Annotated in this window: 22 protein-coding genes, 1 tRNA gene and 1 pseudogene; 15 read left to right on the forward strand and 9 right to left on the reverse strand. The window is 38.2% G+C overall.

Annotation, left to right across the window (positions count from 1 at the left end):
* The first annotated feature begins 159 nt into the window (after positions 1 to 159).
* From E4O04_RS04155 to E4O04_RS04165, 3 genes are all read left to right on the forward strand, one after another.
* Positions 160 to 232, forward strand: a tRNA-Lys gene (locus E4O04_RS04155).
* A gap of 120 nt (positions 233 to 352) precedes the next feature.
* Complete coding sequence (locus tag E4O04_RS04160; RefSeq protein WP_253710092.1) at positions 353 to 1,885, forward strand: peptidylprolyl isomerase; 1,533 nt, start codon at positions 353 to 355, stop codon at positions 1,883 to 1,885.
* A 2-nt stretch (positions 1,886 to 1,887) separates the two neighbouring features.
* Complete coding sequence (locus E4O04_RS04165; protein ID WP_253710095.1) at positions 1,888 to 3,576, forward strand: motility associated factor glycosyltransferase family protein; 1,689 nt, start codon at positions 1,888 to 1,890, stop codon at positions 3,574 to 3,576.
* Positions 3,577 to 3,600: 24 nt separating this feature from the next.
* On the opposite strand, the gene E4O04_RS04170 is transcribed toward E4O04_RS04165, so the two are convergent.
* Both E4O04_RS04170 and E4O04_RS04175 read right to left on the reverse strand, forming a co-directional pair.
* Complete coding sequence (locus E4O04_RS04170) at positions 3,601 to 5,424, reverse strand: ABC transporter ATP-binding protein (RefSeq protein WP_253710097.1); 1,824 nt, start codon at positions 5,422 to 5,424, stop codon at positions 3,601 to 3,603.
* Positions 5,417 to 7,237, reverse strand: coding sequence for an ABC transporter ATP-binding protein (locus E4O04_RS04175; RefSeq protein WP_253710100.1), 1,821 nt, complete (start codon positions 7,235 to 7,237; stop codon positions 5,417 to 5,419). Before E4O04_RS04175 ends, E4O04_RS04170 begins: the two co-directional genes overlap by 8 nt.
* 182 nt (positions 7,238 to 7,419) lie before the next feature.
* Here E4O04_RS04175 and E4O04_RS04180 point away from each other — a divergent pair, with 182 nt between their 5' ends.
* The 12 genes and pseudogenes from E4O04_RS04180 to E4O04_RS04230 all read left to right on the forward strand — a co-directional run bounded on the left by E4O04_RS04180 (position 7,420) and on the right by E4O04_RS04230 (position 18,523).
* Entirely contained in the window at positions 7,420 to 7,788 is a 369-nt protein-coding gene (locus E4O04_RS04180; RefSeq protein WP_253685224.1) for a BlaI/MecI/CopY family transcriptional regulator, read from the forward strand.
* Between the two features lies 1 nt (position 7,789).
* Complete coding sequence (locus E4O04_RS04185) at positions 7,790 to 8,905, forward strand: M56 family metallopeptidase (RefSeq protein WP_253710102.1); 1,116 nt, start codon at positions 7,790 to 7,792, stop codon at positions 8,903 to 8,905.
* Positions 8,906 to 8,931: 26 nt separating this feature from the next.
* Positions 8,932 to 10,212: a pepsin/retropepsin-like aspartic protease family protein gene (locus E4O04_RS04190; RefSeq protein ID WP_253710104.1), complete on the forward strand. Its 1,281-nt coding sequence runs from the start codon at positions 8,932 to 8,934 to the stop codon at positions 10,210 to 10,212.
* 55 nt (positions 10,213 to 10,267) lie between these two features.
* Positions 10,268 to 11,869, forward strand: coding sequence for an ATP-binding protein (locus E4O04_RS04195; protein WP_253710106.1), 1,602 nt, complete (start codon positions 10,268 to 10,270; stop codon positions 11,867 to 11,869).
* 54 nt (positions 11,870 to 11,923) lie between these two features.
* A complete protein-coding gene (gene radA, locus E4O04_RS04200) occupies positions 11,924 to 13,309 on the forward strand; it encodes a DNA repair protein RadA (protein ID WP_253710109.1) in 1,386 nt (461 codons plus the stop codon).
* A 224-nt stretch (positions 13,310 to 13,533) separates the two neighbouring features.
* Positions 13,534 to 13,794 (forward strand): type II toxin-antitoxin system RelB/DinJ family antitoxin, encoded by a 261-nt coding sequence (locus E4O04_RS04205; RefSeq protein ID WP_044901942.1) that lies wholly within the window; start codon positions 13,534 to 13,536, stop codon positions 13,792 to 13,794.
* A complete protein-coding gene (locus tag E4O04_RS14080; RefSeq protein ID WP_256488885.1) occupies positions 13,791 to 13,922 on the forward strand; it encodes a hypothetical protein in 132 nt (43 codons plus the stop codon). The genes E4O04_RS04205 and E4O04_RS14080 overlap by 4 nt, the downstream gene beginning before the upstream one ends.
* A 93-nt stretch (positions 13,923 to 14,015) precedes the next feature.
* Positions 14,016 to 14,639 (forward strand): hypothetical protein, encoded by a 624-nt coding sequence (locus tag E4O04_RS04210; RefSeq protein WP_253685212.1) that lies wholly within the window; start codon positions 14,016 to 14,018, stop codon positions 14,637 to 14,639.
* A 203-nt stretch (positions 14,640 to 14,842) separates the two neighbouring features.
* Positions 14,843 to 15,557 (forward strand): annotated as a pseudogene (locus tag E4O04_RS04215) (hypothetical protein).
* Between the two features lie 83 nt (positions 15,558 to 15,640).
* Positions 15,641 to 16,480: a hypothetical protein gene (locus tag E4O04_RS04220; protein ID WP_253710111.1), complete on the forward strand. Its 840-nt coding sequence runs from the start codon at positions 15,641 to 15,643 to the stop codon at positions 16,478 to 16,480.
* The gene (locus tag E4O04_RS04225) at positions 16,477 to 17,553 is read left to right on the forward strand and encodes a formylglycine-generating enzyme family protein (protein ID WP_253710112.1); all 1,077 of its coding nucleotides are present in this window, start codon (positions 16,477 to 16,479) and stop codon (positions 17,551 to 17,553) included. Before E4O04_RS04220 ends, E4O04_RS04225 begins: the two co-directional genes overlap by 4 nt.
* 292 nt (positions 17,554 to 17,845) lie before the next feature.
* The gene (locus E4O04_RS04230) at positions 17,846 to 18,523 is read left to right on the forward strand and encodes a metallophosphoesterase family protein (RefSeq protein ID WP_253710114.1); all 678 of its coding nucleotides are present in this window, start codon (positions 17,846 to 17,848) and stop codon (positions 18,521 to 18,523) included.
* Positions 18,524 to 18,557: 34 nt separating this feature from the next.
* Here E4O04_RS04230 and rsmG read toward each other — a convergent pair whose 3' ends face one another.
* The 7 genes from rsmG to E4O04_RS04265 form a co-directional block, all read right to left on the reverse strand.
* Positions 18,558 to 19,271, reverse strand: a complete 714-nt coding sequence (gene rsmG, locus E4O04_RS04235; protein ID WP_253710116.1) for a 16S rRNA (guanine(527)-N(7))-methyltransferase RsmG — start codon at positions 19,269 to 19,271, stop codon at positions 18,558 to 18,560.
* Positions 19,272 to 19,289: 18 nt separating this feature from the next.
* Positions 19,290 to 20,663 (reverse strand): aldehyde dehydrogenase, encoded by a 1,374-nt coding sequence (locus E4O04_RS04240; RefSeq protein ID WP_253710118.1) that lies wholly within the window; start codon positions 20,661 to 20,663, stop codon positions 19,290 to 19,292.
* Between the two features lie 134 nt (positions 20,664 to 20,797).
* Positions 20,798 to 22,147 carry a TDE2508 family outer membrane beta-barrel protein gene (locus E4O04_RS04245; RefSeq protein ID WP_253710120.1) on the reverse strand — a complete coding sequence of 450 codons (1,350 nt, stop codon included), beginning with the start codon at positions 22,145 to 22,147 and terminating at the stop codon, positions 20,798 to 20,800.
* Between the two features lie 95 nt (positions 22,148 to 22,242).
* A complete protein-coding gene (locus tag E4O04_RS04250; RefSeq protein WP_253710122.1) occupies positions 22,243 to 23,238 on the reverse strand; it encodes a radical SAM protein in 996 nt (331 codons plus the stop codon).
* Positions 23,239 to 23,257: 19 nt separating this feature from the next.
* Positions 23,258 to 23,680 carry a hypothetical protein gene (locus E4O04_RS04255; RefSeq protein ID WP_253710125.1) on the reverse strand — a complete coding sequence of 141 codons (423 nt, stop codon included), beginning with the start codon at positions 23,678 to 23,680 and terminating at the stop codon, positions 23,258 to 23,260.
* 25 nt (positions 23,681 to 23,705) lie between these two features.
* Positions 23,706 to 24,722: a tRNA (adenosine(37)-N6)-threonylcarbamoyltransferase complex transferase subunit TsaD gene (tsaD, locus tag E4O04_RS04260; RefSeq protein ID WP_253710127.1), complete on the reverse strand. Its 1,017-nt coding sequence runs from the start codon at positions 24,720 to 24,722 to the stop codon at positions 23,706 to 23,708.
* A gap of 30 nt (positions 24,723 to 24,752) precedes the next feature.
* Positions 24,753 to 25,907, reverse strand: coding sequence for a divergent polysaccharide deacetylase family protein (locus E4O04_RS04265; protein ID WP_253710129.1), 1,155 nt, complete (start codon positions 25,905 to 25,907; stop codon positions 24,753 to 24,755).
* Positions 25,908 to 25,912: the final 5 nt, after the last annotated feature.

The following is a 25,912-nucleotide window of genomic DNA, read 5'->3' on the forward strand; positions in this document are numbered from 1 at the left end:
TACAGGGAACCTTTATATTCAGATAAAAATTGTTTTAAATTATAACTGAAATTTGAGTCTTGGAGCTAAAAATTTCCAAAAATATGCTTTTTTTGACCAATTTAGTATTGACATTTATTTTAACCTGTGATATTATAGCCCCTGTTGCAAATGCAAAATGGGCTATTAGCTCAGTAGGTAGAGCAACGCCCTTTTAAGGCGTGGGTCTCAGGTTCGAATCCTGAATAGCTCAAAACGGAATCGGTTTATATCGGTTCCGTTTTTTTTTGCCCTGAGCCTATGTATTGACAAAAAGGCTCTATAAGTGGTAGTATTCTACTTTAAGTCTAAATTTACATTTTTAGAGGTTTATATGGCTGGTTCAAAAAAAGTTGCTGCTTCCATAGGAGGCATTATTGTTTTTGTTTTGGGTGTAATCGCCTTTGTTGTAGCTCCCATGGTCACGGAACGCGCATCTCAAGGTTTTACTGTAGTCGGAAAATGGGGTAATGTAAGAATCGATAACGGTCCGTCTTCTCCCTTTGTAGATCAATATCACTTTTTGGCTAATTACGTTGAGAGGCAAAAAATCGAGCCGGAAGATGCTCAAATGAGGGAATTTTTCTGGCAGCAGCTCTCATATTTGGCTTTTAGAGCTGCCGTTGTGCAAGTAGCTATGGAAGATGAGGTTATAAATGCCGGATACCGTGTTCCTCAGTTCCGAGTTAATAAGGATCTAATAAACTATTATTTGGATGAAAACGGAGTTTATTCCGAAACAAGGTACCGGCAGACTCCCGAAACTACCAGAGTTACATATAGAAAAGAAATCGAAAAATATATTAAGGATAACAGATATATTGAAGACCTATTCGGAAATGGAAATAGCTACGGTCTTAAAACATCTTCAAACGAAACCGATTTTATTGTCGATATGGCAAAGAAAGAAAGAAGCTTTAAATATGTCGTTTTTAATTTGAGCCTCTATCCTTCTTCCGAAATCGTAAAATACGGAAAAGAACACAGCGATCTTTTTACAAGCTATGATCTATCCTTGTTAAGCTATCCCACCGAAGAAGAAGCAAAGAAGATGCTTGCCTCTCTTAAAAGCGGAGAAGTAAGTTTTGAGGATGCCGTTATTTTAAATGCAACAAAAACCTTGACAGATGAAAGCGGAAAGATTACTTCAAATTATCGAACGGATATAAATAGATATTTCCCCGATAACGAACATCTTAAAGCTGTTTTAGCTTTGAAGCCTTCAGATTTAAGCCCTGTTGTTTCTATGCAAAACGGCATGTTCGGAATTGTAAGGTGTAACGCAGAGCCTTCTCTTCCCGATTTTGAAAGTGAGTCTCTTATTTCAAATATTCGAAATTACATGAATCGAAATGAAAAGGGAATGCTCGAAGATTATGTGCTCCAAACTGCAAATAAATTTGCGGAAAATGCAAAAGCTTTAGGGCTTGAAAAAGCTGCTGAAGATTTTAAAGAAACAACCTTAACGGTTGAGACTTCAAATCTTTTTGGAATCAATTACGGAAACGCAAGCTCCCTTCCGCCTCTTCCGGCTCAGGGTGTTTTTGCAGCTCTTTCAAAAAACGAAGCCTTTTTTAAAAAGGCCTTTGCTTTAAAGAGCGGAGAAATTTCCGAGCCTATTCTTGCCGGTTCTGAGGTTGCCGTTTTAACTCTTGCAGAAGAAAAAGAAATTGACAGCTACACAATGGATCGTACTAAAACGGATTACCAAAATCAGGCAGGAGCTTGGTTCCCCTATTATCACATAGCAGCTATTATGAGTATGCAGGGAATGAATTATCCTCTTCCGATTGCTCATAAAACCTTTATGGATTATATTTTTACCAATGCTAAATTCCAAGATAATTTTGGGAACCTATTTAAATAATAATGATTACAAATAATGAAAAACCTGAGCTCATTCCGATTGACTCAGGTTTTTCGGTTTTATACAAGGGTAAGTTCTTATATTCAAAACGCTCACCGCAAAAAAATATTCTACAATTAATATCTTCTATTGTAATTCAAAGCGAAACATTGGTGCTTTGTGTATCGCCTGTTTTAGGATACGGGCTAAAAGAACTTTTAGAAAAACTTCCACACAATTCTTTTCTTCTCGGTTTAGAAGCCGATGAAGAGTTGATGAATCTTTCAACATCACAGATCGATAAAACTATTTTAGAAGATACTAGATTTTTGTATTTAAGAACAGAATCGATAAATCTTTTATTAAGCCGGCTTGAAAATTTTATTAAAGGAAAAAAGATCAGGCGTGTTGTGAGGATTGATTTTTCGGGCGGTGCTGCTTTAAATCAAGCCTTTTATTCCCAAGCCTTTGATTTTATTTCTCAATATATTTCGCAAATATGGATTAACCGATTAACCTTAATTCAATTCGGCAGAAATTATGCCCGCAATTTTTTTAAAAATTATTATTCTATTGTAAAGACAAATTCTCATTTCGGCTCTTTAATCGAAAAATCGGTTAGAAAACCTATTATTGTGGTAGGGGCGGGTCCTTCCCTTGATTCTTCGATCGCTTTTATAAAAGAAGATAGGGATAGGCTTTTTGTTCTTGCAGTCGATGCTGCACTTTCAGGACTTTATCCCGAAATAAGGCCCGATGCTGTTGTTTTGCTTGAGTCTCAATATTGGATTCAAAAGGCCTTTATCGGTATTGCAGATTTGGGCATTCCCATCATTGCCGATCTTACGGCTAATCCTTCTTTGCTTGCAACGTTAAACGGAGATAAGGCCTTTTTCTTTACCGATTATGCAGCTCAAGACAGTCTTGCCGGCTCTTTTTTTTCAGGGTTACACAAAAAAAATATCTTACCTTTAAGGCTTGAAGCCATGGGGTCGGTAGGGCTTTCGGCCTTAGCCGTTGCCGAACGATTAGCCTTTGGCGGTCTTCCTATTTTTCATACGGGATTGGATTTTTCGTGGGGATGCGGCTTTAGTCATTCAAAGCTGAGTTATCAGGTTAAAAATTTGTTCTCGGATCTTTCTAAAATAAAAGGGCTGTATTCGGGAGAATCTTTGTTCCCTGAAAAACTCATTTGTGAAAAAGGAAAGGACGAGGCTTCTGTTTTTACTTCTCCAAACTTAAAAAATTATGCCGAACTTTATAAAAAGTTTTTTGCTTTTAAAGAAAATTTTTTTGATGTAGGACAATCAGGTTTGGAAATAAATTCAAAAAAAATAAACCTTAATGAGGCAAAAAAAATAATCGATGATTTTTATTCGAGTTATGAAAAATCTTTTTTTGTAAATAAAAATGATGATAAAATAAATTTTATTGCCTTTGATTATAAAAACAAAGAAAAAGAAATTAAATATTTTTTAACTTACGAAAAAGAAAAACTCCTTAAACTTAAAAATATTTTTACGGGGAAGCTGAATTCTTCCGATGAAGAAATAAAAGAACTTCTTTTGTCTATGCCATATCTATATCTTCATTTTCCTGATTATAATTCTTTGTCCGAAACAATCTTGGATAAGCATTTTTTATCCCGTGTACGAATTGAGATAGAATATTTTTTAAAGACACATCTGATAAATGAAAATTTTATCGGTTAAAAATACTTATAGCCTTATTGGAATTTATACCGTATAAGTTTCTTCCTCTTGATAGTGCCTTGCCTGTGCATTCCAAAGCTCGTAGTATTTTCCCGTTGTATCCGAAACAAGTTCATCATGATTTCCGTATTGGACAAGATTACCTTCATCCATAACTGCGATTTGGTCACAGAATTTACATGAAGAAAGCCGGTGCGAAATATAGATGGCAGTATTTTTTGAAGTTATAGTATCAAAATGAGAATAAATTTCAGCTTCCGAAATAGGGTCGAGGGCTGCCGTCGGTTCATCCAAGATAAAAATCTTTCCTCCGTGATAAATTGCGCGGGCCATTGCAATTTTTTGAGCTTCGCCTCCTGAAGCCTCAATACCTTCTGTTTCAAAATTTTGATAAAGGTATGCTTCGCTTCCGTACTTTTTATAAAAATCTTCCATACCTGTTTTTGAAAGGGAATCGGAAACTTTTTCTTTATCGTATGTGCTTGAGGCCGCTACATTTTCTCCTAATTTAAGTGATAATAATTTAAAATCCTGAAAGACTATCGAGAAAATATCTATGTACTCATCATAGTCATAGTCTTTTATGTTTACACCGTTTAAAAGTATTTCGCCTTCAGTCGGCTCGTAAAGTCTTACAAGTAATTTGATGAGGGTTGTTTTTCCTGAGCCGTTTTTACCGACCATTGCAAGTTTTTGATTCGCATCTATTTTTAGGTTTATATTTTTAAGAGCATATTTGTCTTGATCGGGATATTTAAAACTTAAATCTTTTAATTCAAATATAAAGGGTGCATCTTTTTTTACCGAAAGAGTTCCCGAATACTTTTTTTCGTCTATGCCGAGGAAGTTTAATAGTTTTTCGCGAGACTTATCTGAAGGAACAAGGGTGGTTAATCCGTCAACAGCTTCATATATTTGTGCCGAAAAAATATTTATCGCTCCTATGTAAAAAAATACTTCGCTTACTGCAATGGAACCATAAATAGCTTTTAAACCTACAAACAAAAAGATTAAAAGTAAAAGAGAGCCTTCGAGGAGCTTGCTTGCTCCGATAGTGCGCGAAAAAAACTTTGCCATAAAATCATGAGAACTTTTTTGCATTGCAAGATAGGTTCCCGTGTACTTTTCAGCTAAACCTTTATCGTATAATCTGATATCTTTTCCCGTCCTATAATCGTAAATTAAATTCATATAGGTTTTTAGGTAGCGTGCATTTTTATTGACTTCGCCTGAAATATGTTCTCCAAATTTTTTATAAATATATTTTGATAAATAAAAAGAAATTACATTAAATGCTATCAAAAGAATTAAAAAGCTGCAATTTATAAATGTGGCGGAAAGCCCCATAAATCCTTGGGAGTTAAAAAGACCTATAAAGAAATATAGGGCAGTCCCTGCTCCTATAAAACCTCCCACACAGGTTCCTGTTTTTCTCATAAAATCGCTGTTAGAAAAAACTATAAAGCGTTCAAACTGTTTAATCGCATTTAACTCGTTTTGAAATTCGTTTTGTTCCGTAAGTTCAAAATTTAATCTTAAAACTTTAAGAGCTTTTTCCATAGTATGCTTTTTAGAAAAACATTTTAAGTGGTACATAAATCGTTTTTCTAAAACTCCTGCAATTATCGACAAAAGCATAAATGAGGTTAAAAGAATAATAGTTGATTTTAAAACTTCATTTATTGATTTTTGGCTGATTAGTGATTCAATTATTATCTTGGATAAATATAGGAGACACAAGGGCCTTACGGCTTCTATAATATAAAAAAAGATATTACTCCACATTGAACCTCTTTCTATTTTTTCAAAATAAGAAAACATTCTAAAAAATCTTTTAAGCCTATTCATTTTCATCTCCTTTATTTTCTTTATAATACTTACTTTGAATATCATACATTCTTTTATATGTCTTGTTTTGCTTCATAAGCTCATTATGAGTACCTTCTTCTATTATTTTCCCGTGTTCGAGTAAAATAATTCGATCGCAAAATTTTGTAGATGCTAATCTGTGTGAAATAAAAATAGAAGTTTTTTCTTTACTCATTTTGTCATACTCTTCATATATTTTACTTTCTGCAATCGGATCTAAGGCAGCTGTCGGTTCGTCCAAAATATTTATTTTTGCATTTTTGTATAGAGCCCTTGCAAGAAGCATCCTTTGATTTTGTCCGCCCGATAGATCGACAGCTTCGTCATTGCTTTCCTTTACTAAAATAGTTTCGAGGCCCTTGGGGAGATTTGAAACCATTTCATTTAAACCGCTTAAAGCAACTGCATTTTGTAGTTTCTCTTCGTTTATATTTTCCGTTCCTGCAACATTGGCTGCAAAACTTTCAGGAAAAATATTTATATCCTGAAATACCGGAGAAAATAAATTATAGTATTCCTGCTTTTTAAAATCGGAACTCTTTTTCCCGTCAATTAAAATATTTCCCTCTGTCGGTTCTAAAAGCCCCATTAAAAGATGCATGAGGGTTGTTTTTCCTGCTCCATTGATTCCGACCAGAGCTAACTTTTCTCCCGGACTAATTTTTAAATTAAAGTCTTTAAAAATCCATGAAGCATTTTCCGAGTACCTAAAGGAAAGATTTTGGAATTCGATCGATGGCTTTTCGGCAGTATCGTTTGCGGTCAAATCTCCTTCTTTTTTTTCTTCAGGTGTGTTTAAAAAAATTCTTATTTGACTTAATTCGCTGTTAAATATAATTAAGTTGCTTATTTGAAGAACAATAGCGTCCATCCATTTTGAAAATTCCATGACCAAGCCGATAAGAAAAACAAATTGAGAAACGGCAATGGTTCCTGCATTTAATTGGTAAATTAGGTAAATGTATGCAAAAATATCTCTTATAAAAATCATTAAGGCGTTTAAGATTTTTCCTCCTGCCTGAACATTGGATTCTGCTTTTAAAAATTTTTTTACCCGCCTGTGATAGTGCTCAAAATTTTCAATCAGCCAATCCTTCATCTTATAAAGGCGTATGTCTTTTGCAAAACGTCTGTCTTCTGCGGTTGTAAGAATGTATCCTTCTTTTTTTTCATCATCACCGCGTTCTTCCATATTTTTGTGAGTGTATTTTCCTGTGTATATTCCATACAATAAATTCACGGTCCCTGAAGCCAAAACTATAAATAGAAGAATTAAGTCGATGCTTATGATACCTGAGCTAAAGAAAAAGGCTCCGGCAATTGCAGTTAAAAGAAAGGATAGGTTGAGCCCAAAAAAATGAAAGGGCCCGCCTGAGCTTCCCGTCATAACTATGTTTTTTACCTTGGTTATCTTTGTCTGCATTTCGGGAGAAATTAGGGTTTGGTAATTAAGTTCAAAGATTTTTCTATTTACAGGTACCGAATAAATATAGAATAAGGGACGGGAACCTAGGGCCATCAGTTTTGTTTCAAGTACCTGTAAGATAACTTTACAGGCAGTTATCAAGAGTCCTGCCGTCAATATGGAAAGTAAAACTTCCTTAGCTTCTGCCCCCGTTTCAATACCCAGTATAATGGCTTTCGGAATAAGGATGGTTTGGTAAATCATAAAAATGCGGATAGGTATAGAAATAAGTATAAAGACGATACCTGCCGGGAAGGTTTTTAACCAGATACCCAAATAATAGAAGATGTTATTTATAAGGTTTAATTTTTTTACGTTTTTTTCCATGCTGCCCTCGTTTACTTTTATCTTTTAAATAAGTTAACTCATTCTAACACGCTTGAATAAATCAGTCAAGTGTTTTACTGAAATATATAAAAAAAATATGATTTTTTTATATAAACTACTGTAGTAGTATTGACAAGTTTGATTATTTTTATTAAAATAAACTGAAACTACCGGAGTAGTATATGGAAATAAAACTGTTTGATTCTGAATTAAAAGTGATGAATATTCTTTGGGATAGGGGAGCGATGACTGCAAAACAAATTTCTATGATATTGAATGAAGAAATTGGATGGAATGTGAATACTACCTATACCTTGATAAACCGCTGTATTAAAAAGGGTGCAATTGAGCGTGTTGAGCCTAATTTTATGTGTAAGGCTCTGATTTCAAAACAAAAAGTTCAAGAAGTTGAGACAAAAAATTTAATAGACAAAATTTATGACGGATCTGCAGATTTACTTTTTTCGGCACTTTTGGGCCGAAAAAAACTGTCGAAGGCTCAAATAAATAAATTGCGGCAAATAGTTAAAGATTTTGAAGATGAGGATTAATATGAATTTAATGGAAAAAAGCATAACCGGTATTTTTTTAATCTTTGTTATTATGCTCATTCGGTTATTTATGTTGGATAAAATTCCTAAAAGAACCTTTGTAGTTTTATGGTTTATAAGCATTATTCATCTTTTATTACCTTTTTCAATTCCTTTTAGGTTGAGCATTTATTCTATTTTTAATTTTAATAAAAATGTATTTTCACCTCTTAGTCTTTTAGTTCAAAATGATTCAGTTTTAAGTATTTCGGATTTAAAAATGCTGCTTTATGAAAAAGAATCGATTTTTCCTTTTTTTAAAAACTTACCGCCGTGGTTTATTTGGGTTTGGATTGCGGGTTCTCTTATTTGTGCCTTATTTTTTTTACATTCATATCTTCGTTTTATAATTAAATCAAGATCATCTATGAGTCTGTCTCAGAAAGAGACTGAAGCTATACTTAATTTTGATACTTTACGAAGAAAAATTAAAATACTAATATCCGATAAAATAGACATACCGCTGACATATGGACTTTTTAATCCTGTTATAATTATCCCTGAACATTATAACTTAATCAATGATAAAGATATCCGATATATCGCATATCATGAGTATGTACATATTAAAAATTTTGATTCCGCTATAAAAATAATTGCAACAATTTCAGTTGCCGTTCATTGGTTTAATCCATTTGTCTGGATTTTATATATTTTGCTTTCCCGAGATATTGAATTATCTTGCGATGAAGCAGTTATCAAATATTTCGGCAGGAAATCAAAAAAAGAATACGCCAATGCTTTAATTAGAATGGAAGAAATAAAGAGCTCATTTATACCTGTTTGTAATTTTTTTAATAAAAGTTTAATAGAGAAGAGAATTTTATCTATTATGAGAATAAAAAAGAAGTCTAAGATTATCACGGTTTTTTCTTGTCTATTAGTATTGAGTGTAAGCTTTCTTTTTGCAACCTCCGAAAAAAAATCTTTTAAAACAGCCGGCTCTAAACCTAGAGTTTACATGATAAACGGCAATGGAGAAATAACTGGTTATGACATTAAAGATTTACCTGATAAAATAAAAGAAAGAAAAATTATTTCGGTAATTAAAATTGATAAAAAAAATGATTCAGAATAAATTTTATATTTTAGAGGAGTATGAAAATGAAATTAAATCAATGTAAATTAATTAAAATATTAAGCTTTTTCTTAATATTTTTATGCCCTTTTAACGGCATATTTGCACAAAATGAAGCTGAATGTGAAAAAATTGTACAAAGAGTAATGGATTGCTGCAATGAAAAATCTTTAACTAAGATACTGCCTTATTTATCTGAAGATTTTTCAGTTGCAGGACATAGCGGTAATTTGGCAAAGACTATATTTCAGCAATTAGTATCGGCAGTAGGTTCGATAGTTTCATATCATAAAAAAGAAAGCCGAGTTGAAGCCGATAAATTGATTTTAGAATATTCGATTGAATATTCACAAGTGGGGAAAAAAGATTCCGTCTTTATTTTTAATAAAGATAATTTACTTACCGGAGCTGAACTTATAAAAATAAAGGTAAAAACCTTATCACCGGAGGAAAGAAAAATCGAATATAATAAAAATAATATTATATCCGTTCCAATAATTCTTGCAGGAAATATTCCTCTTGTTGAAGTATTTCTGAACGGTGAAACTCGATTATTTTTCTTGGATAGCGGAGCTCCGTTTTCTATTTTGAATTCAAAATATGTTGAAGGTTTGGATAAAAGCCAAAAAAAATTAGGCAGCTTACAAGATGTTACCGGCAATACTTCAATTTCTAATATGGATATAGCTGCGGTAACAGAATTGGAATTTGCCGGCAACAAAATAAAAAATCAAAAAATACTAACTCTTGATATGAGCAATCTTGAAAAGTCATTAAAAACGGACGGCATATATGGATTAATCGGATACGATATGCTAAAGGAGTATGATATATTTTTAGATTATTCAAAAAAAACTTTAGTACTCATTAATCCTGAGCATATTGATGATTTTATAAAAAATAATAGGTTAAAAACGAATTCTAAACTTCCTTGTAAAATGATAAGTCATATTCCTATGATTGAAGTTTTAATCGGAAATAAAACATATCAAATGGGTATAGATACCGGAGCAGAGACGAACCTGATAGACAGCACTTATTTTAATGATTTGGAGTATCTTTTGCAAAATAAACAAAAAGATGTGCTTGGAGGAGCCGCAGGCATTAAAAAAGAAATATATACAGGAGAATTAAAAAAGCTAATAGTTGGTAAAAATGTATATAAAAATTTAAGGACTTCTTTTTCGGATATTTCTCATTTAAGAAAAAGACCTGAGAGTTATGATGGACTTTTAGGCTATCCCTTTTTGTCTTCACAGCCGGTTCTTATAAGTTATAAACGAGGAGAAGTTATTTTATTTAAATAAATTTTCAAACTTTCTTTATGTTGTAAATTTCTTTTTTTTCTGATATAATTTATCTATGAGTACGATACGAAAGATGCCCATAGGCGTTCAAAGTTTTGAAGATTTACGTTTAAAAGATTTTATCTATATCGATAAAACCGAATTTATTTGGAAGCTGGTTGACAGCAGTAAAGTTCACTTTTTAAGCCGCCCGCGCCGCTTTGGGAAGAGCCTTTTGCTTTCAACATTTAAGGCTTATTTTCTCGGTCAAAAAGAGCTTTTTAAGGGTTTAGCGATTGAGAAACTGGAAGAAACCGAAAAGGACAAAAGAGAGATTTGGCAGAAATATCCCGTATTCTACTTGGATTTTAACGCCGAAAGCTATATGGATATCAAAAGCCTTGAAACCATTTTAAACACTCATCTTTCTTTATGGGAAAAAGAATATGGAACCGAAACTGCGGAGACCTCCTTTTCAAGCCGTTTTGCCGGTCTTATCCGCCGAGCCTACGAAAAAACAGGTAAACAGGTAGTTGTGTTAATCGATGAATACGATAAACCCTTGCTTCAAACCATGTGGAAGGATGAAGCCTTAAACGAAACATACCGCACAATACTTAAAGGCTTTTTTGGAGTTATCAAAAGTGCAGATCAGTATCTCCGTTTTGCTTTTTTAACCGGAGTTACAAAATTCAGTAAGGTCAGAATATTCAGCGATTTAAACAATTTGAGGGATTTAAGCCTATTGTCCGATTATTCGGCAATCTGCGGTATTTCGCAAGAAGAACTTGAAGCCGGGTTTGAACCTGAAATTAAATCTCTTGCAGAAAAAAATGACATAAGCTATGAAGAAGCTCTTATAAATTTAAAGCAAAGATATGACGGTTATAAATTTTCCGAGAACGGAAAAAATATGTACAATCCTTTTAGCTTGTTAAATGTTTGTGCCGACGGAAGAATGAGAGACTATTGGTTTGCAACAGGCACTCCGACTTTTTTGGTGGACTACTTAAAAAGGGCTTATTACAATATTCCCGACCTCGACGGAAACGTAAAAATGAATGAGGCAGGTTTGGAGACCTATAGGGCGGAGGCCGTAAACCCCTTACCGATCTTGTTTCAATCGGGATATCTTACGATTAAAGATTATGATAAGGAATTTGAACTTTACCGCTTAGGCTTCCCCAATGATGAGGTGCGCTACGGCTTTTTACATAATTTACTTCCTGCCTATACTTCGATCACTTACGATAAGACAGGTTTTTCCGTTATGGAATTTACCAAGGCTGTAAGAGAAGGGAATGTAGATTTATTTATGGAAAAGATGAAGGGCATAATATCGGGAATTCCTTATGATAACTTAACCGAAAAAGATTTAGCCCTGCGTGAGCAAAACTATCAGACAGCTGTCTATCTTATATTCGCTTTGATGAATCAGTTTGTACACACGGAAGTATATTGTGCAACGGGAAGGGCTGATTGTATTGTAGAATTAAAAGACAAGGTTTATATCTTTGAGTTTAAACTTACATCAAATGCAAACGAAGAAAACGCTCTTAAGCAAATCAAAGAGAAAAACTATGAGAATAAGTATTCGGGAAGCGGTAAACAAATTATTCTTATTGGTGCAAGCTTTGACGAAGAAAAAAGAACTATCAAAGATTGGAAAATAATATGAGCCCAATTTGTGAGCATAAATGCGAAGACTGTAATTTAAAAAATAGGAAACTTTATGGCAAAAAAGAAAACAGGAAACCTTGCACACCGCTGTTCTAATTGCGGTTATACTCAAGCCAAATGGCTGGGGCGCTGTCCCGAATGCGGCGAGTGGAATACATTTGAAGAAGTTACAATCAATGAAAATTATTCCGCAGCCGAAAGGAACCTTGCAGAAAAATTTGTAAAAGAAGCTCACTCCGTTCCTCTTGATGCTATTGAAGCAAATGATGCCGTCCGCCTTTCTACGGGGATTGCAGAATTTGACAGGGTGCTGGGAGGAGGAGCCGTAAAGCGTTCTGCAATTTTAATCGGAGGAGAGCCGGGCATAGGAAAATCGACCCTTCTCTTACAGACCGCCTCAGCCGCTTCTTCGGGTTCGGTAAAAAAAGTTCTGTATGTTTCGGGAGAAGAGTCGGGCGGTCAGATCCGTTCCAGAGCCGACAGGCTGAATCTTCCTTTAAAAAATATCGAGCTTTTATGCACTTGCAGGTTGGAAGATGTAGAGAGGGTTTTAAACAAGGTAAATCCCGTTTTTGTTATAATCGATTCAATTCAAACCATGTACTCCGCAGATGCAGGAGCTGTTCCCGGTACGGTCAATCAGTTAAAGCTATGCGCTCACGAGCTTGTGTCTTGGGTTAAGGAGAGAGACAGCGTTTTGTTTTTAACTGCCCATGTAACCAAGGACGGAAACATAGCGGGCCCCAAGGTGCTTGAACACTTAGTCGATACCGTTATTTCTTTTGAAAGAACTGAAGACGATGTACGCTTTTTGCGTGCATTAAAAAACCGTTTCGGTTCAGTAGATGAGCTTGGAATTTTCTCGATGGATGAAAGCGGGTTAAAAGCCATAGATGACCCCTCTTCATTATTTATTACCAATCGGAACGGGGCTCTGCCTGCGGGTTCCGCTGCCGTTCCCGTCTGCGAGGGGAGCCGTGTTTTTATGGTAGAAATACAGGCCCTTACGGTTCCTGCCAAGGGTGCGGTTACAAGAGTTTTTTCCGACAAAATAGATTCTGCCCGAGTCAGCCGCATCGCTGCCGTTTTGGAAAAAAGAATAGGCTTACAATTTTCGGATCAGGATATTTACGTAAACGTTGCAGGAGGTATAAGGCTTAAAGAACCCGCCGCCGACCTCGCCATAGCACTTGCTCTTTATTCCGCCCGTGCAAATATTCCTGCACAAAAAGAAGGGGCTTATATAGGCGAGCTCAGCCTCGCAGGAGAAATCCGAAGCGTGAAAAAATTAAAGCAAAGAATCAAAACCGCCCAAAGCATGGGCTTTACAAAGGTAGTGTCGCCGCCTCCTTCCGATTCCGAGACGGGAGATATAAATACCTCACAGCTTTTTAAGGCAGAAGATTTAAGCTCGGCAATAAAGAAGGTTTTTGGGTAAATTTGTGCGTGAACAAAATTTATCTTAATCTTGTTTCTTTAGATTTTGTTGATTGGTTCATGATTTGGTATTGTAATTGGGTTGTATCCATAATTATATATGCTTGTATATTTGATGTCAATATAAAATTTTACATTGACAGAGGAAATGCAATGACATGTCGAATCGAAAAAGTTGACATTGCCAATATATTTATTTATAATATACAAAAAGGAGTTACTACTATGGCACAGACAAACATAAATATCCGCATAGATGAGGACTTAAAAAACCAGTTTGAAGCCTTTTGTTCCGATATTGGAATGACAATGACAACAGCATTTTGCGTGTTTGCAAAAGCGGCGGTTAGGAAACAAAAAATACCGTTTGAAATATCAACAGATCCATTCTACAGTGAAAGTAACATGGCTCACTTACGCCGCGGAATTGAAGCTCTGAACGCCGGAAAATGGGTAGAACATGAGCTTATCGAGGCGGGCGAATGAAAAAAATATCTATAGATGAATTTATTTACCGAATTAAAAGGCTGTCCCATTTGGGGACAGCCGACAGTTCATTCGGCCCTTGTGTTATCGGTTATTTTAAATTGGTTTTGAACCATTCAAACGGTTGATATTTGTGTGGAAACATGCTATACTATACCGTAATGAAAGACAAAGGCTCCGCCGGCAGTTAAATTAAAAATTAACTTTGGCAGGAGGAACTTATGACAAAGTTTAAAACAAACAAAAACAAGAAGAAGGCAAAAGCCTTCACAGTTAAGGGAGCTGCGGCGCTCATCATAGCCGCAATATTGGCAGCCGCGCTGCTCGTAATAATGTTTAGGAAACTTTCTTCTTTTTTGCTTGATAAGAATCATTCCGGCCTTTTATGTACAAAGCTTTTCCGCTCATCTATAGTAAAATCCGCCTTTGCCGATATTCCCCATACCTTTTGCACGATGACCGAAACATTCCTCATCTATTTTTTTATTTTGCTGTATGCCCGCTCTTATTGCGGTATTGAAGATACGGTATATACTTATCATATCGGTACCGGCATTACATCCAGTACCGAAATATCAAGCCTCGACCGCTGGGAAAAAGCCTGTACCGCCGCTTCCGTTTTTACCGTGATTTTTTCTTATCTTGAAGAACACCCCCTAAACATTCCTCGTTCCGCTGAGTTAATTACTGCTTTGGAAGGTCTATGCCGTAATCACGCCCGCATGAACATCCGCCATCTGGAACGTGTTATCCCCTCCCTCCAAGCCGAAGCCTACGCAATCCTCTGCGATTACTGGGGCGAAGACTATGTAAAACAAATTGAAAAAAGCATGAAGGATGAATAGGCTAAGGGGTTAAATTAAAAAAACCGCCAAGGCCGCAAAGCGTTGAGCTTCGCTCAACTTCGCAAAGAGAAAATTAAAGAATATCTTAACAAAGCTACCCTCAAATTCCTTTGCGCTCTCTGCGGGCGTTGTGGTTAAATAAAAAACTGCCCTTACAAAATTGCCGAAGTTGTGGTATAATACAATCAAGAGAGGGCATAGTTATGAGTACGTCAAACAGAAGATATAAAGACTCAGTGTTTGTCGATTTGTTCAGTGAAGACAAAAAAGCGAAAGAAAATTTCTTATCTTTTTACAACGCTTTGTACGGTACGAACCTTCCGCTTTCGTCTCCGGTAGAAAATATAAGACTCGATAATGTTATGTATATGAACATAATCAATGATGTTTCCTGCCTCGTCGATGGTAAAATAATTGTGCTTGCAGAACATCAATCCACTATAAACGAGAATATGCCCAGTCAGGGAATATACTTCCGTGTACATTCCTTGACTTCGAGTTTTGAGCAAAGCTCAAAACATCGTGACGCTAAAACCTCCGCCATCCGTGGCGGTACTAAAATGACTTTTGCAAATAGACGAGGTAGATACAAGGCACAAACAAAAAACACCCGCAGGCGTGCTTTTTGCACGTCGAGGACTGTTTTTTGCGAAGGAACGCAGTAGATACCCGTATATTTGCAAAAGAGAGGTAATCAATATGCTGGTAGCCGAATATGATTATGATACAGACATTGCAGTACAAAGAGAAGAAAGCCTAAAAATTGGCATACAACAAGGAATTGAACAAGGCTTTTCTGACGGTACATACCAAAAAGCTATTGAAACGGCAAAGCTGATGCGTATGCATAATTACCCGATTGCCGAAATTTGTACAATATCGGGTCTTTCCAAAGAAGAAGTAGAAGCGATTAATTAATTGGTAATTTCTAATGGGTAATGTGTAATTATGCCGAATTTTTGATTTGACAATTTTTTCATTTATGTGCTATAATATACTTTATGGAGAAAAATTATCGGAAGCTAGGTGTATTGATTCTCATTTTTTTGGGGCTGGTAGGTGCGGGAACACTTGCGGTGTATCAAAAACTAAAAGTCCCTTTGGGACAGCCTGCTAAAGCACAGGCGGAGCTTTCTAAAACGGAAACTGCCGAGCTTGAAAAGCCTAAACAAGAGACCGAAAACACGGAACCTAAAAAAGAACTTAAAAAGGAAGAACCTAAAAGGGTTGTACCTATAAAAACGCCTAGGAAGGAAGTACCTAAAAAGGCGGAACCCAAAAAAATAGAACCTAAAAAAGCATCTAAGGAAAAAGAGAGTGAGGTTTCGGCTGACCATGTTCAACCGGCTGAACCGCCTGAAAAACCTTCAATGGGAATCTCCCTTGCCGATAGGGATAAAAAAACTTTTAACTGGTCCTTAGGACTCTTGGCCGAGGCAAATATGAATTCGCCTGACGGTTATGCGATGGGGGCGGGGCTTTACACCCTTTTTATGCTTCCTTTAAAACTCAAAATAGGGCACTTATCCTTGGGAGCAAAGGCCCTTTATTCCAATGACTTTAAAAAACACCATATTTTTGATGCCGCCCTCTTATTCCGTTGGAACTTTTATGATTTTTCAAAGATAAAAGAACGGGATTCTGGCTTTTTTATCCAATTGGAAGGCGGTGCCGTTTTCGGCCTAAAAGAAAGAGAGCCTTCAAAACTTTTTATGTATGCCCTCGGCGAAGCCGCATTCGGTTACCGCTTTACAATAAATAACTTTTTTATCGAACCCTATCTAAGAGGCGGCTATCCCGTAATCTGGGCGATAGGAATCAGCGGAGGAATTAGAATATGAAAAAAAATTTTGTTTTATTTTTGATGATACTTTTTGTATCGGTTTCTGCTTGTAAAAACCCGTTTTTTAAAAACATGCTGGACAAGGATTCGGGGAGTGAAGGGACCGGAGATTGGAATTCTCAAAGTTCCGATGTAGGTTCCTTTGAAGACGCAGGGGACTTTGTAAAAATAATCCCTCCTGCAAACGGCATCGTAGGAGCTGCCCCTGACTACGCCTTACACGGAAGTGAAGATTGGTGGAAAGGCGTATTTATTGACGGCCGTAAGGTAAAATTAAGCCCCTACAAGCTCGGCAAGACGGAGGTAACATACAAACTGTGGAAAGAAGTTTACGACTGGGCGACTGGTCATGGATATACATTTGCCAATCCGGGAGTAAAAGGTAAAGACGGAAGCGGAACTGACGATGAGCCTGTAACGACTATAAGTTGGCGGGACTGTATTGTGTGGTGTAATGCGTATACGGAAAAAGAAAAAGGAATAGGCGAATGCGTCTACCGCAAAAAGGACAATCATACGGTTGTATTAAAAGATGCGACGGCAACAGCTGATTGTGATGCCGCCTATGCCGATATGAGTAAAAAAGGCTTTAGACTTCCGACTGAAGCTGAGTGGGAATATGCGGCCCGCTGGCAGGGAAGCGATAAAACAAATGCGGCACAATACGGCGATGTATGGCTGACCAAATTAAACAGTGCAAGCGGAGCCAAAGCTGACTGGAATGATGCTGCGGAAACAGGAGCGGTTGCGTGGTATAGTGGTAATTCAGGAAGCAAAACTCATCCTGTAGGAAAAAGGAGAGCGAATGCACTCGGTTTACACGATATGAGCGGGAATGTCTGGGAATGGTGTTTTGATTGGTATAAGGATGACCCTGCATCAAACGATGCTGCTTATATGCAAGGCGGTATTGTTACCGATCCTCAAGGGGCCGCGTCAGGCTCTGACCGTGTTCTACGCGGCGGCGGCTGGAGCAGCATCGCGAGGCGCTGCACTGTAGGCGCGCGGAACTACTTCAGTCCTGTCTTCAGGAACTTCAATCTTGGCTTCCGCCTGGCTTGGTGCCCTTGAGTTCACGCATTTGTGCGTAGGCGGGTAAGCAGTGGAGGGCGCAGCGTAAGCCGCCCGTAACGGCGCACCTGCCAAAGCACAAATGCGTAGATGCGGTGCAGTACATTTTTTGAAGCAAAGATGAAACTGCACTGTGTCAGCCGCTTTAGCGGCTCGAAAATTTTTTGGCTAAAAAACGGTATGGATATTATTAGGGGCCGCGTCAGCTGGATAGCATCCTAAACCGTCCTTTCCTTCCCATATACCATTTCCCCAAAATAATGTATAATGGGGCTAGGAGGCTTTAATACTTATGAAATTATTGATTATTTCGGATGGACATGGGGATATTGAAAAACTAAAAAGGATAAAACCGATTGCCGACGGGGTTGATGCCATTATTTTTGGAGGAGACTTTGCAGCCTTTAAAAAGATTGAAACGGGGGCGCCTTTTTTAAACGAGCTTTTAAAGATTCATAAAAATATTTTTGCCGTGTTGGGGAATTGCGATGAACCTCGGTTTGAAGAAAAGTTAAAAGAGGCCGGTATTTCAATTACTGGTGAGGTAAAAAAATTTGAAGGGCTCATCCTTGCAGGTTCCGGGGGCGGAAGTAAATTTACAGGCATGACCCCCTACGAAAGAACCGATGAAGAACTTGTAAAAGATCTGACCGATGCCTTTGAAAAGGCAAATATTACCGAAGCCGGTAACTTGGTTTTGGTCTGTCATAATCCTCCGCATGGGGCAAAGGTCGATAAGGTGGCTCCCATGGTGCATGTGGGTTCAAAGGGGATTACGGCTTTAATCGAAAAACATAAACCGCTTTTGGTTGTGTCGGGCCATATCCACGAGTCCTTTGCAGCCGATAAAATCGGAGAGACTGTTTTGGTAAATCCCGGTGCCTTGATGGAAGGCCGCTATGCCCTTGCCGAAATTACAAAGAAAGAAAAGGGCTTTGAGGTCTCGGTAGAATTAAAAAGCTTGGATTAAGAAAAGAGTTTTAGATTAATGAAAAGCCTTAAACTTAAGCTTTTTCGATTATGAGGAGCCGGCGCTCCCTCTTCAAAAAAGGAACATGGAGATCTTCTATTTTATAATTTAGATTTTCTTTTTTGATAAGCTCCGTTTCTTCATTGATTTTTTCTTCCGTGGCCTTGTATAAAAACAATTTACCTTTAGGTCTTGCAAGAGAGAGCAGGGTATTTAGAATGTGCTTATCCAAGGTGCGGAAGGCCCTGCATGTTACAATATCGAATTTGGCCTGCGGAGCTTTTTCGGCTTCGCTTTCGATAATCTCGGTATTCTTTAATTGGAGAACAGCCTTGACGTTTTCTAAAAAAGTGCAGCGCTTTTGCATCCTTTCAATTAAATTGAAATTTACGCATTGAAGTCCCAATGTTTTAAAAAGAATTGCAAGGGGAATGCCGGGGAAACCGGCTCCTGTTCCTGCATCGGCTATGTAAAATTCTTTTTGCATAACAGGGGCTTGATTATAGCGCATAATTTCATCATAAAAAAAACTCCAAGCCGATAGGGAATCCAAAATATGGGAGATAATCAATTCCTTGTCGTCTTTTACCTTTACCAAATTAAAGGAGGCATTAAACATTTTAAGCTCCCTCATGTAAAGGATTAAAAGTTCATCTAATTCGTTAAGAGAGGCTTCGCCTAAGTTCGGCAGGTTTGGGGCGTTTAAGTTTAATTCTTTTAAGCCGTTTAATAAAAGTTTATCTTCCATATCTTAAAACCTCCGGCTCTACATCATCCTGTCGATTATGTTTAATTTTTTTTCCGAATATGGATGGTAGCGGAGCTTAATGTCGATGAGGTTGGATTTTTTTAAGATGCTTTTTGCATTGCTGAAAACCTTAAAACTTTCATCGCCGTGATATTTTCCCATGCCGCTAAAGCCCACTCCGCCGAAGGGAAGATGATCGCTTGCGAGGTGGACGATAGTATCGTTTATGCAGCCGCCTCCGAAGGAAACCTCATTGAGGAATTTTTTTTCGATATTTGCATCGGTTGTAAAAAGATAAGAGGCCAAGGGCTTTTCGCGGGACTTAATCAGTTTAATTGCTTCATCCATTGTCTTAAAACTTATCACGGGAAGGAGGGGGCCGAAAATTTCTTCCTGCATTATTTTGGAATCGAAGGTGATATTATCCAAAACCGTGGGCTCAATAAATTTTCTGTTTTTTTCTCCCGTGCCGCCGATTATTATTTTTTCTCCCTCAATCAAGCCCATGAGGCGGTCAAAATGTTTTTCGTTTACGATGTGGGGAAGGTGCATATCCAAATAGGTTTCCGTGGGAAAAAATTCTTTTAAGGCCGCTTTTAACTCTTCGATAAATTTTTCTTTTACCTCATCTTGGATTAAAAGATAATCGGGGGCGACGCAGGTTTGCCCGGCGTTAAGGTATTTTCCGAAGGCTATGCGGCGTGCGGCTACTTTTAAGTTTGCCGATTTTTCGACCACGCAGGGAGATTTTCCGCCGAGCTCCAAGGTTATTGGGGTTACATATTTTGAGGCCGCTTCCATGACGAGCTTACCGACGGTTGTTCCGCCTGTAAAAAAGATGTAGTCAAAACGCTGCTCCAAGAGCTTTGAGTTTTCTTCCCTGCCTCCGGTAATTACCGATATGTACTCTGGCGGAAAGTTTTCGGAGATAATTTTTTTTAAAAGAGCGGAAGTTGCAGGCGAATAGTTTGAAGGTTTTACAACGGAACAGTTTCCTGCAGCAATGGAGCCTACCAATGGTGCTAGGGTTAAGTTTAAAGGATAGTTCCAAGGCGACATGATGAGGACGGTGCCGAAGGGCTCATACATTATCCTGCTTGAGCTTTTAAAATGCGCAATCGAGGTCGGAACCCTTTTAGGCCTCATCCATTTTTTTAGGTGCTTGATTGCAAATTTAAGTTCTCCCCGAACGATGGCAAATTCCGAAAAGAAGCCTTCCATTGTAGTTTTATGTAAATCGGAATAAAGGGCATTTAAAAGTTCTTTTTTATTTTTGTCCAAGACCTCTTGCAGCTTTAATAATTGGGAAAGCCTAAACTCGTAGCTTTTTGTTTGATTTGTCTCAAAAAAGTTTCTGCAATTTTTTACGATTGTTTCTATTTCGTTATTCATGACGGGCTCCTTAAACTTGCCGGATTGATTATACTCATAAACCGATTAAAATTCAAGGTTTTATAAAATATAAAAAAACCTGCTAATGCTTTTAGGGCACTAACAGGTTTTATTTAAAGTAGATTTTAATTTTTTTAGAACTTAACCGATACTGCGAAACCTATATTATGAACAACGAGCTTGTTCACTGTGTCTAAAATTGATTTTCCGTCACCTTCAGTTAATTGTGTTTTAAATGTGTTATTAAGTAAATTTTGAATGATGTTCCAGTTTGCGTCCAAGGTTACATTCTCTGTTATAAACCAAGTAAAGCCTGAGCTGGAGGTAAAAGTTCCATCAGAAGTAGCGAATTTTAAGTCATTTGCCGTTACTGTTTTTGTTACCTCGCCTGTTGCTGTATTACGTGTCTGCGTTTTTGTTGATTTCCATTCAAAAGTAGAAGGCTTAAAAGACATGCCGAGGTTAAATCTCAGCTTTGAAATGGGCATATAGGTAAAACCTGCCATTAGAATGGGGCTAAAATTTAATGTGTTTGTGTATTTTCTAGTTCCATTATATGCTTTGCCTGTGTCAGAGTTCAATTTGTAATCATAATTTCTATCAAATGTAAGTGTTGTCTCTAAACCGGCTACTGCTTTGACTGCAAATTTACCTTCAGGCTCATAGGCTATCTGCCACGCGGGCGTAAGTATAATTTTGTTATACATTCTTCCGTAGGTTGAGGTTGTACTGCTTGCAGTTGCAGCTGTTTTTTTGGGATATATTCTCCAAGAAGTATCCAAATCGGCTATTATGGTTTGGGTTACAGCATCTTTTTTTGAAAAGTCATGATAAAATCCTGACCCTATCTTAAGGTCATGACGGCTGTCATCAGCCAAGTTTGTGAGTTTTCCGTCTGTAATGGTTTGTGTTTTATCTGCCTCAGAATCAAGACCGATTCTTGGAGAAATCTTAAAGATCTTATTATTTGCGTTTAAGTTTATACCCGCTGTTAAATTAATCTTTAAGTTAAATTTGTTAGTGGTTGTTTTTGTCTTTGTGTCGGAATTCCATGTCTCTTGATTGCCGGCTTTAGGGGTAAAACTTGTGTCAGCCAAGACACCGATATTGCCAAAACCGAAAAGTAACTTACCGGTAGTAGTTTTATTTGCAATTGTCGGGTCTGTTTCTGTGGTTGTTGTGTTTGCTGCCGTTGTCTTACTCCAGCCTGGAATCTTACCTTCAAAGTAGGTGCCTAAATAGAGGGCCTTAAACTGATGGGCAATACCAAGGTTTATGTCTTCATCACCTTCGGCTCCGTAGCCCAAAAAACCGAAGATGTTTTTAGGCTGTACGTTTTGCCATTCATTTACATTCATAAAATCGTCAACATCAGTTCCGAAAAGCCCCTGAGTGCTGTGTGAGGTCATTGATGTTTGAGCGAAAACCATAGATGCAGCAAGAATAAAAGCTGCCAAAACAAATAATTTTTTTTGTGTTTTCATGATAACTCCTGTACCTTAAAATATAATGAGGTTAATTATGACTTAAAATTTAGTATTTGTCAATATATAAGGACCCTTATTCTATATGTATAAAATTAAGTCAAATTTCTCCAATGCCAAAGCGGTTTTGAAAGTTCCGACGAAAAGGTTTGTACCCGGTTAAAATCGGGAAGCCAGTCATCGGAGGCGACAAGCTCTTGGTAAAAGCCTTCATCTATTTTTAGCTTTAAAAGAAGCTCTTTTAAGTCCTCGTCTTCTTCCGGGCTTAGCATTCGGTTTTCAAAGGGCAAAGCGCTTTTTATTCCTCCGATCCTTTTAACCGGAGTGTATTGGGTCATCACCGAGATGAGTGCCCTGCCCCGCAAGTTTTTTGCAAACCATCTTAAGACCGCCCTTGAGTCCGCCATTCGGGATGGGAGGGCGAGGTGACGGACTATTACGCCCGAATATAGTTTTCCGAAGGGGTATTTTTCTTCATCCTCCGTTTCAATTTTTAAGGGGGAGATTTCCGCCATTTTTAAGACGGCCCTTGTTGCCGTTTCGGGATAGTCGGGCGCATAAAAAATTTGAGAAGAGACTTGCGGGTTCAATGTTTTTAAGTCGGGGAGCCAGCCGTCAACGCAGTCCGAAAGAAGGTTTATAGCTTCTTCGGTTTCATAGGCGGAAGAATTCCAAACTACAGGAATTTTTAAGCCCCACAGTTTTGCTTCTTTTAAGCCGCGGGCTATTGCAGGGATTGCGTGGCTTCCCGTAACGATGTTTATGTTTTCGGCTCCCCCTTTTTCAAGTAGAAAACACAAGGAGACAAATTCTTCAAGGCTTACGGCCCTTCCCATGCCTTCTTGGGATATCTGATAGTTTTGGCAAAAGGAACAGCGGAGGTTGCAGCCCGTAACAAAGATTGTCCCTGAGCCTCCTGTTCCCGTGATAGGCGGCTCTTCCCCGAAGTGGAGGCCTGCCCATGCAAGGCGAAGCTCCCTTGTTTCGCGGCAAAAGCCCTTTTCTCCCTTGTTGCGGTTTACCCTGCAATTTTTCGGGCAGAGAGTGCATGAGTCATATTCTTTAAAATTAAAATCTTCAAACGAAAGCATTCGTTTCCCGCTCAAAGGTTTATATTTTTTTGCGTTCGACAATTACCGTCATTATCGAATTTAAAAGATCCATGTCTAAACTTTCAGCCTCGGAAGAAATAATTAAATTTATTTGCTCCCAATCTTCTTGAGGAAAGTCCATGTCCTTTTCAAAATTACCTGCAATAAGAGAAAATATTTTATAGAACCATTCAACTGCTTCTTCTTTTTTTTGCCTTCCTGCAGAATAGGCCGAAAGCCAATAGTCTGCAAAATCGTTTGCCAAGGCTTTAGCCTGCTTATCGTAAAGAGACACTGCCCTACAAAAGATTTCGGTAAGACGGCTGTCAAACTCGGCTCCGTCCTTATCCTGTTTTTCGGCAAGCCTTATTCCATCCGAATAAAATTTTTCCATTGTATCCATAATCTTTTCCTTATAATCCAATTCTGCGATGTTTTTCATAAGTATTGAAATACTTATGACTCACCTAGCGGCGGCCTTTTTTGCTGAAGCCTTCTACTCTGGCAGAGGCTTCGACGGTAAAGGGCGTTCTGTCGCCGCGTTTTAGGTAATGATAGCCTAGGCCTGCAATCATCGCTGCGTTATCCGTGCAAAATTTAAGAGAAGGGAAGATGCATTTTAATTCCTTGTGCTCTGCAAGTTTTTCCCTCAACAAAGAATTGGCTGCAACGCCTCCGCCTGCGACTATAGTTTTTAAGCCCGTATCTATCGAGGCATCCAAGAGCGGCCTGAGCAAAATCTTCACTGCCCTTGCTTGAAAGGCCGCCGCTATATTCTCAGGAGTTTTTTCAAAATCCTTATTCCAAAATTGGTCTATCTGGTTTATGACGGCGGTTTTTAAACCCGAATAGGAAACATCGTACTTGTGTCCTTCTTTGTGAATTATGGGCATGGGAAAGTTTGCCGCCTTGGAATTTCCGGTTTTGGCGAGCTTGTCGATTACGGCTCCTCCGGGGTAGCCCAAATTATAAAACTTGGCAACCTTGTCAAAGGCCTCCCCTGGGGCATCGTCGATTGTGGTTCCCAGAACTTCGATGTCGTCAAAATTATTTACCTTGCAGATAATCGAGTGTCCGCCCGAAACTAAAAGCCCCAGATAAGGATAGGGTATATCGTGTTCCAGATGGCTTGCATAAAGGTGACCCAGCATGTGGTTTACGGCGATAAAGGGTTTACCCGAAGACCATGCAAGGGTCTTTGCAAAGGTTAGTCCGACTAAAAGAGAACCCATGAGGCCGGGCCTTCCCGTGGCGGCGATTCCGTCTATTTGGTCAAGACTTACACCTGCTTCGGCCAGCGCCTGCTTTACAATCGGCAAAATCCACTCGGTATGTTTTCGGCTTGCTATTTCGGGAACGACACCGTTATACATTTTGTGAAACGGAATCTGTGTAGCCACGATATTGCTTAAAATCTTATTTCCGTCTTCGACGACTGCCGCCGCAGTTTCATCGCAAGAACTTTCTATTCCTAATATTTTCATTGTATTATCACTCCCATAATAAAGGGTTATCTAGTTTTTTGATTTTGAAATTGTAGAAAATGTATACCCTTCCCGAGTTAAATCGGAGTACATTTCTTTTAGAAGGATTGCAAGATCTACAGTAACCACATGGCCTATCATAATTGCTTCTCCCCTTTGTGAAGCAATCTCCAAGCCGTCTATAATCCGTTTTTTCATATAGGCCTTGTCCCGCTTATTGTCAAGAAAGACTGCCCTTTCCCAAGTGTTCATGTTCAGTTTTTTTGCAGTCTGCGGAACGACGCTTTTTGAACTGGTGCGTGAATCCAAAAAGTAGATGTTTTTTTCTTTGCACAATTCAAGGACTGCTTCCATAGCGGTTTCATCAGAGGTAATAAGGGAGCCCTCGTGATTATTCATTCCGGCTATGGGGCCTATTTCTTCTACATTGGAAGCTACAATAGTTTTTATCTCTTCACGGCTCATCCCGGGCTTGACGGCTCCGGGGCCGGGATCGATGTTCGGGTTTAAGGCCTGCATGGGCTGATGAAGGATGAGCTCCTTTCCGGCCGCTCTTATTCTTCTTGCTGCTTCCTTTGAGTTGGGCAGCTTAGGCAAAACTGCGATGGTGCATGGGAAGGGCAAATTCAAAAAATGCTGTAACTGCTCCAAGTTATGCCCCGCATCGTCAAACACAAAGATGAGTTTTCCCTTTGAAGGAAGCTCAGGTAAGTCCTGAATAGGATAGGCCGCGGCATCTTCTTCTTTTTCCTGCTCTTTAGGTTTTTCCGTGATTGGGGGATTTTCAGGCTTTTTAGGCCGATTTACCGGGACCGGCTTTTCGGCTTCTTTAGGCTGATTTTTTGCAGCTTCTTTTTCGGTTTCCTTAGGTTTATCTTTTATGGAAGGTTTTTCTGCTGCTTTAGGCCTATCGGGTGCGGACAGTTTCTCCGTTTCTTTAGGCTTATCGGAAATTTTAGCTCCTTGTTCTTTTACCTCTTCCTTGGCAATTTGAGTCTTCCCTGCTTCATCTTTATTTTTTATGGAAGGAATTACAAACAAAAATACGGCAAGCATTATCACGCAGACAGCCAAAAAACCTGCCGCAACTGCGGTATAGTTAATTTTCGACTTTTTTCTTCTTTTTCTTCCTGATTTTTTTGCCGGCTTAGTTGTTTTTCCGGTCTTTGTACTCTTTTTTGCCATAGGTA

Source organism: Treponema sp. OMZ 799 (genome assembly GCF_024181365.1).
Taxonomy (GTDB): domain Bacteria; phylum Spirochaetota; class Spirochaetia; order Treponematales; family Treponemataceae; genus Treponema_B.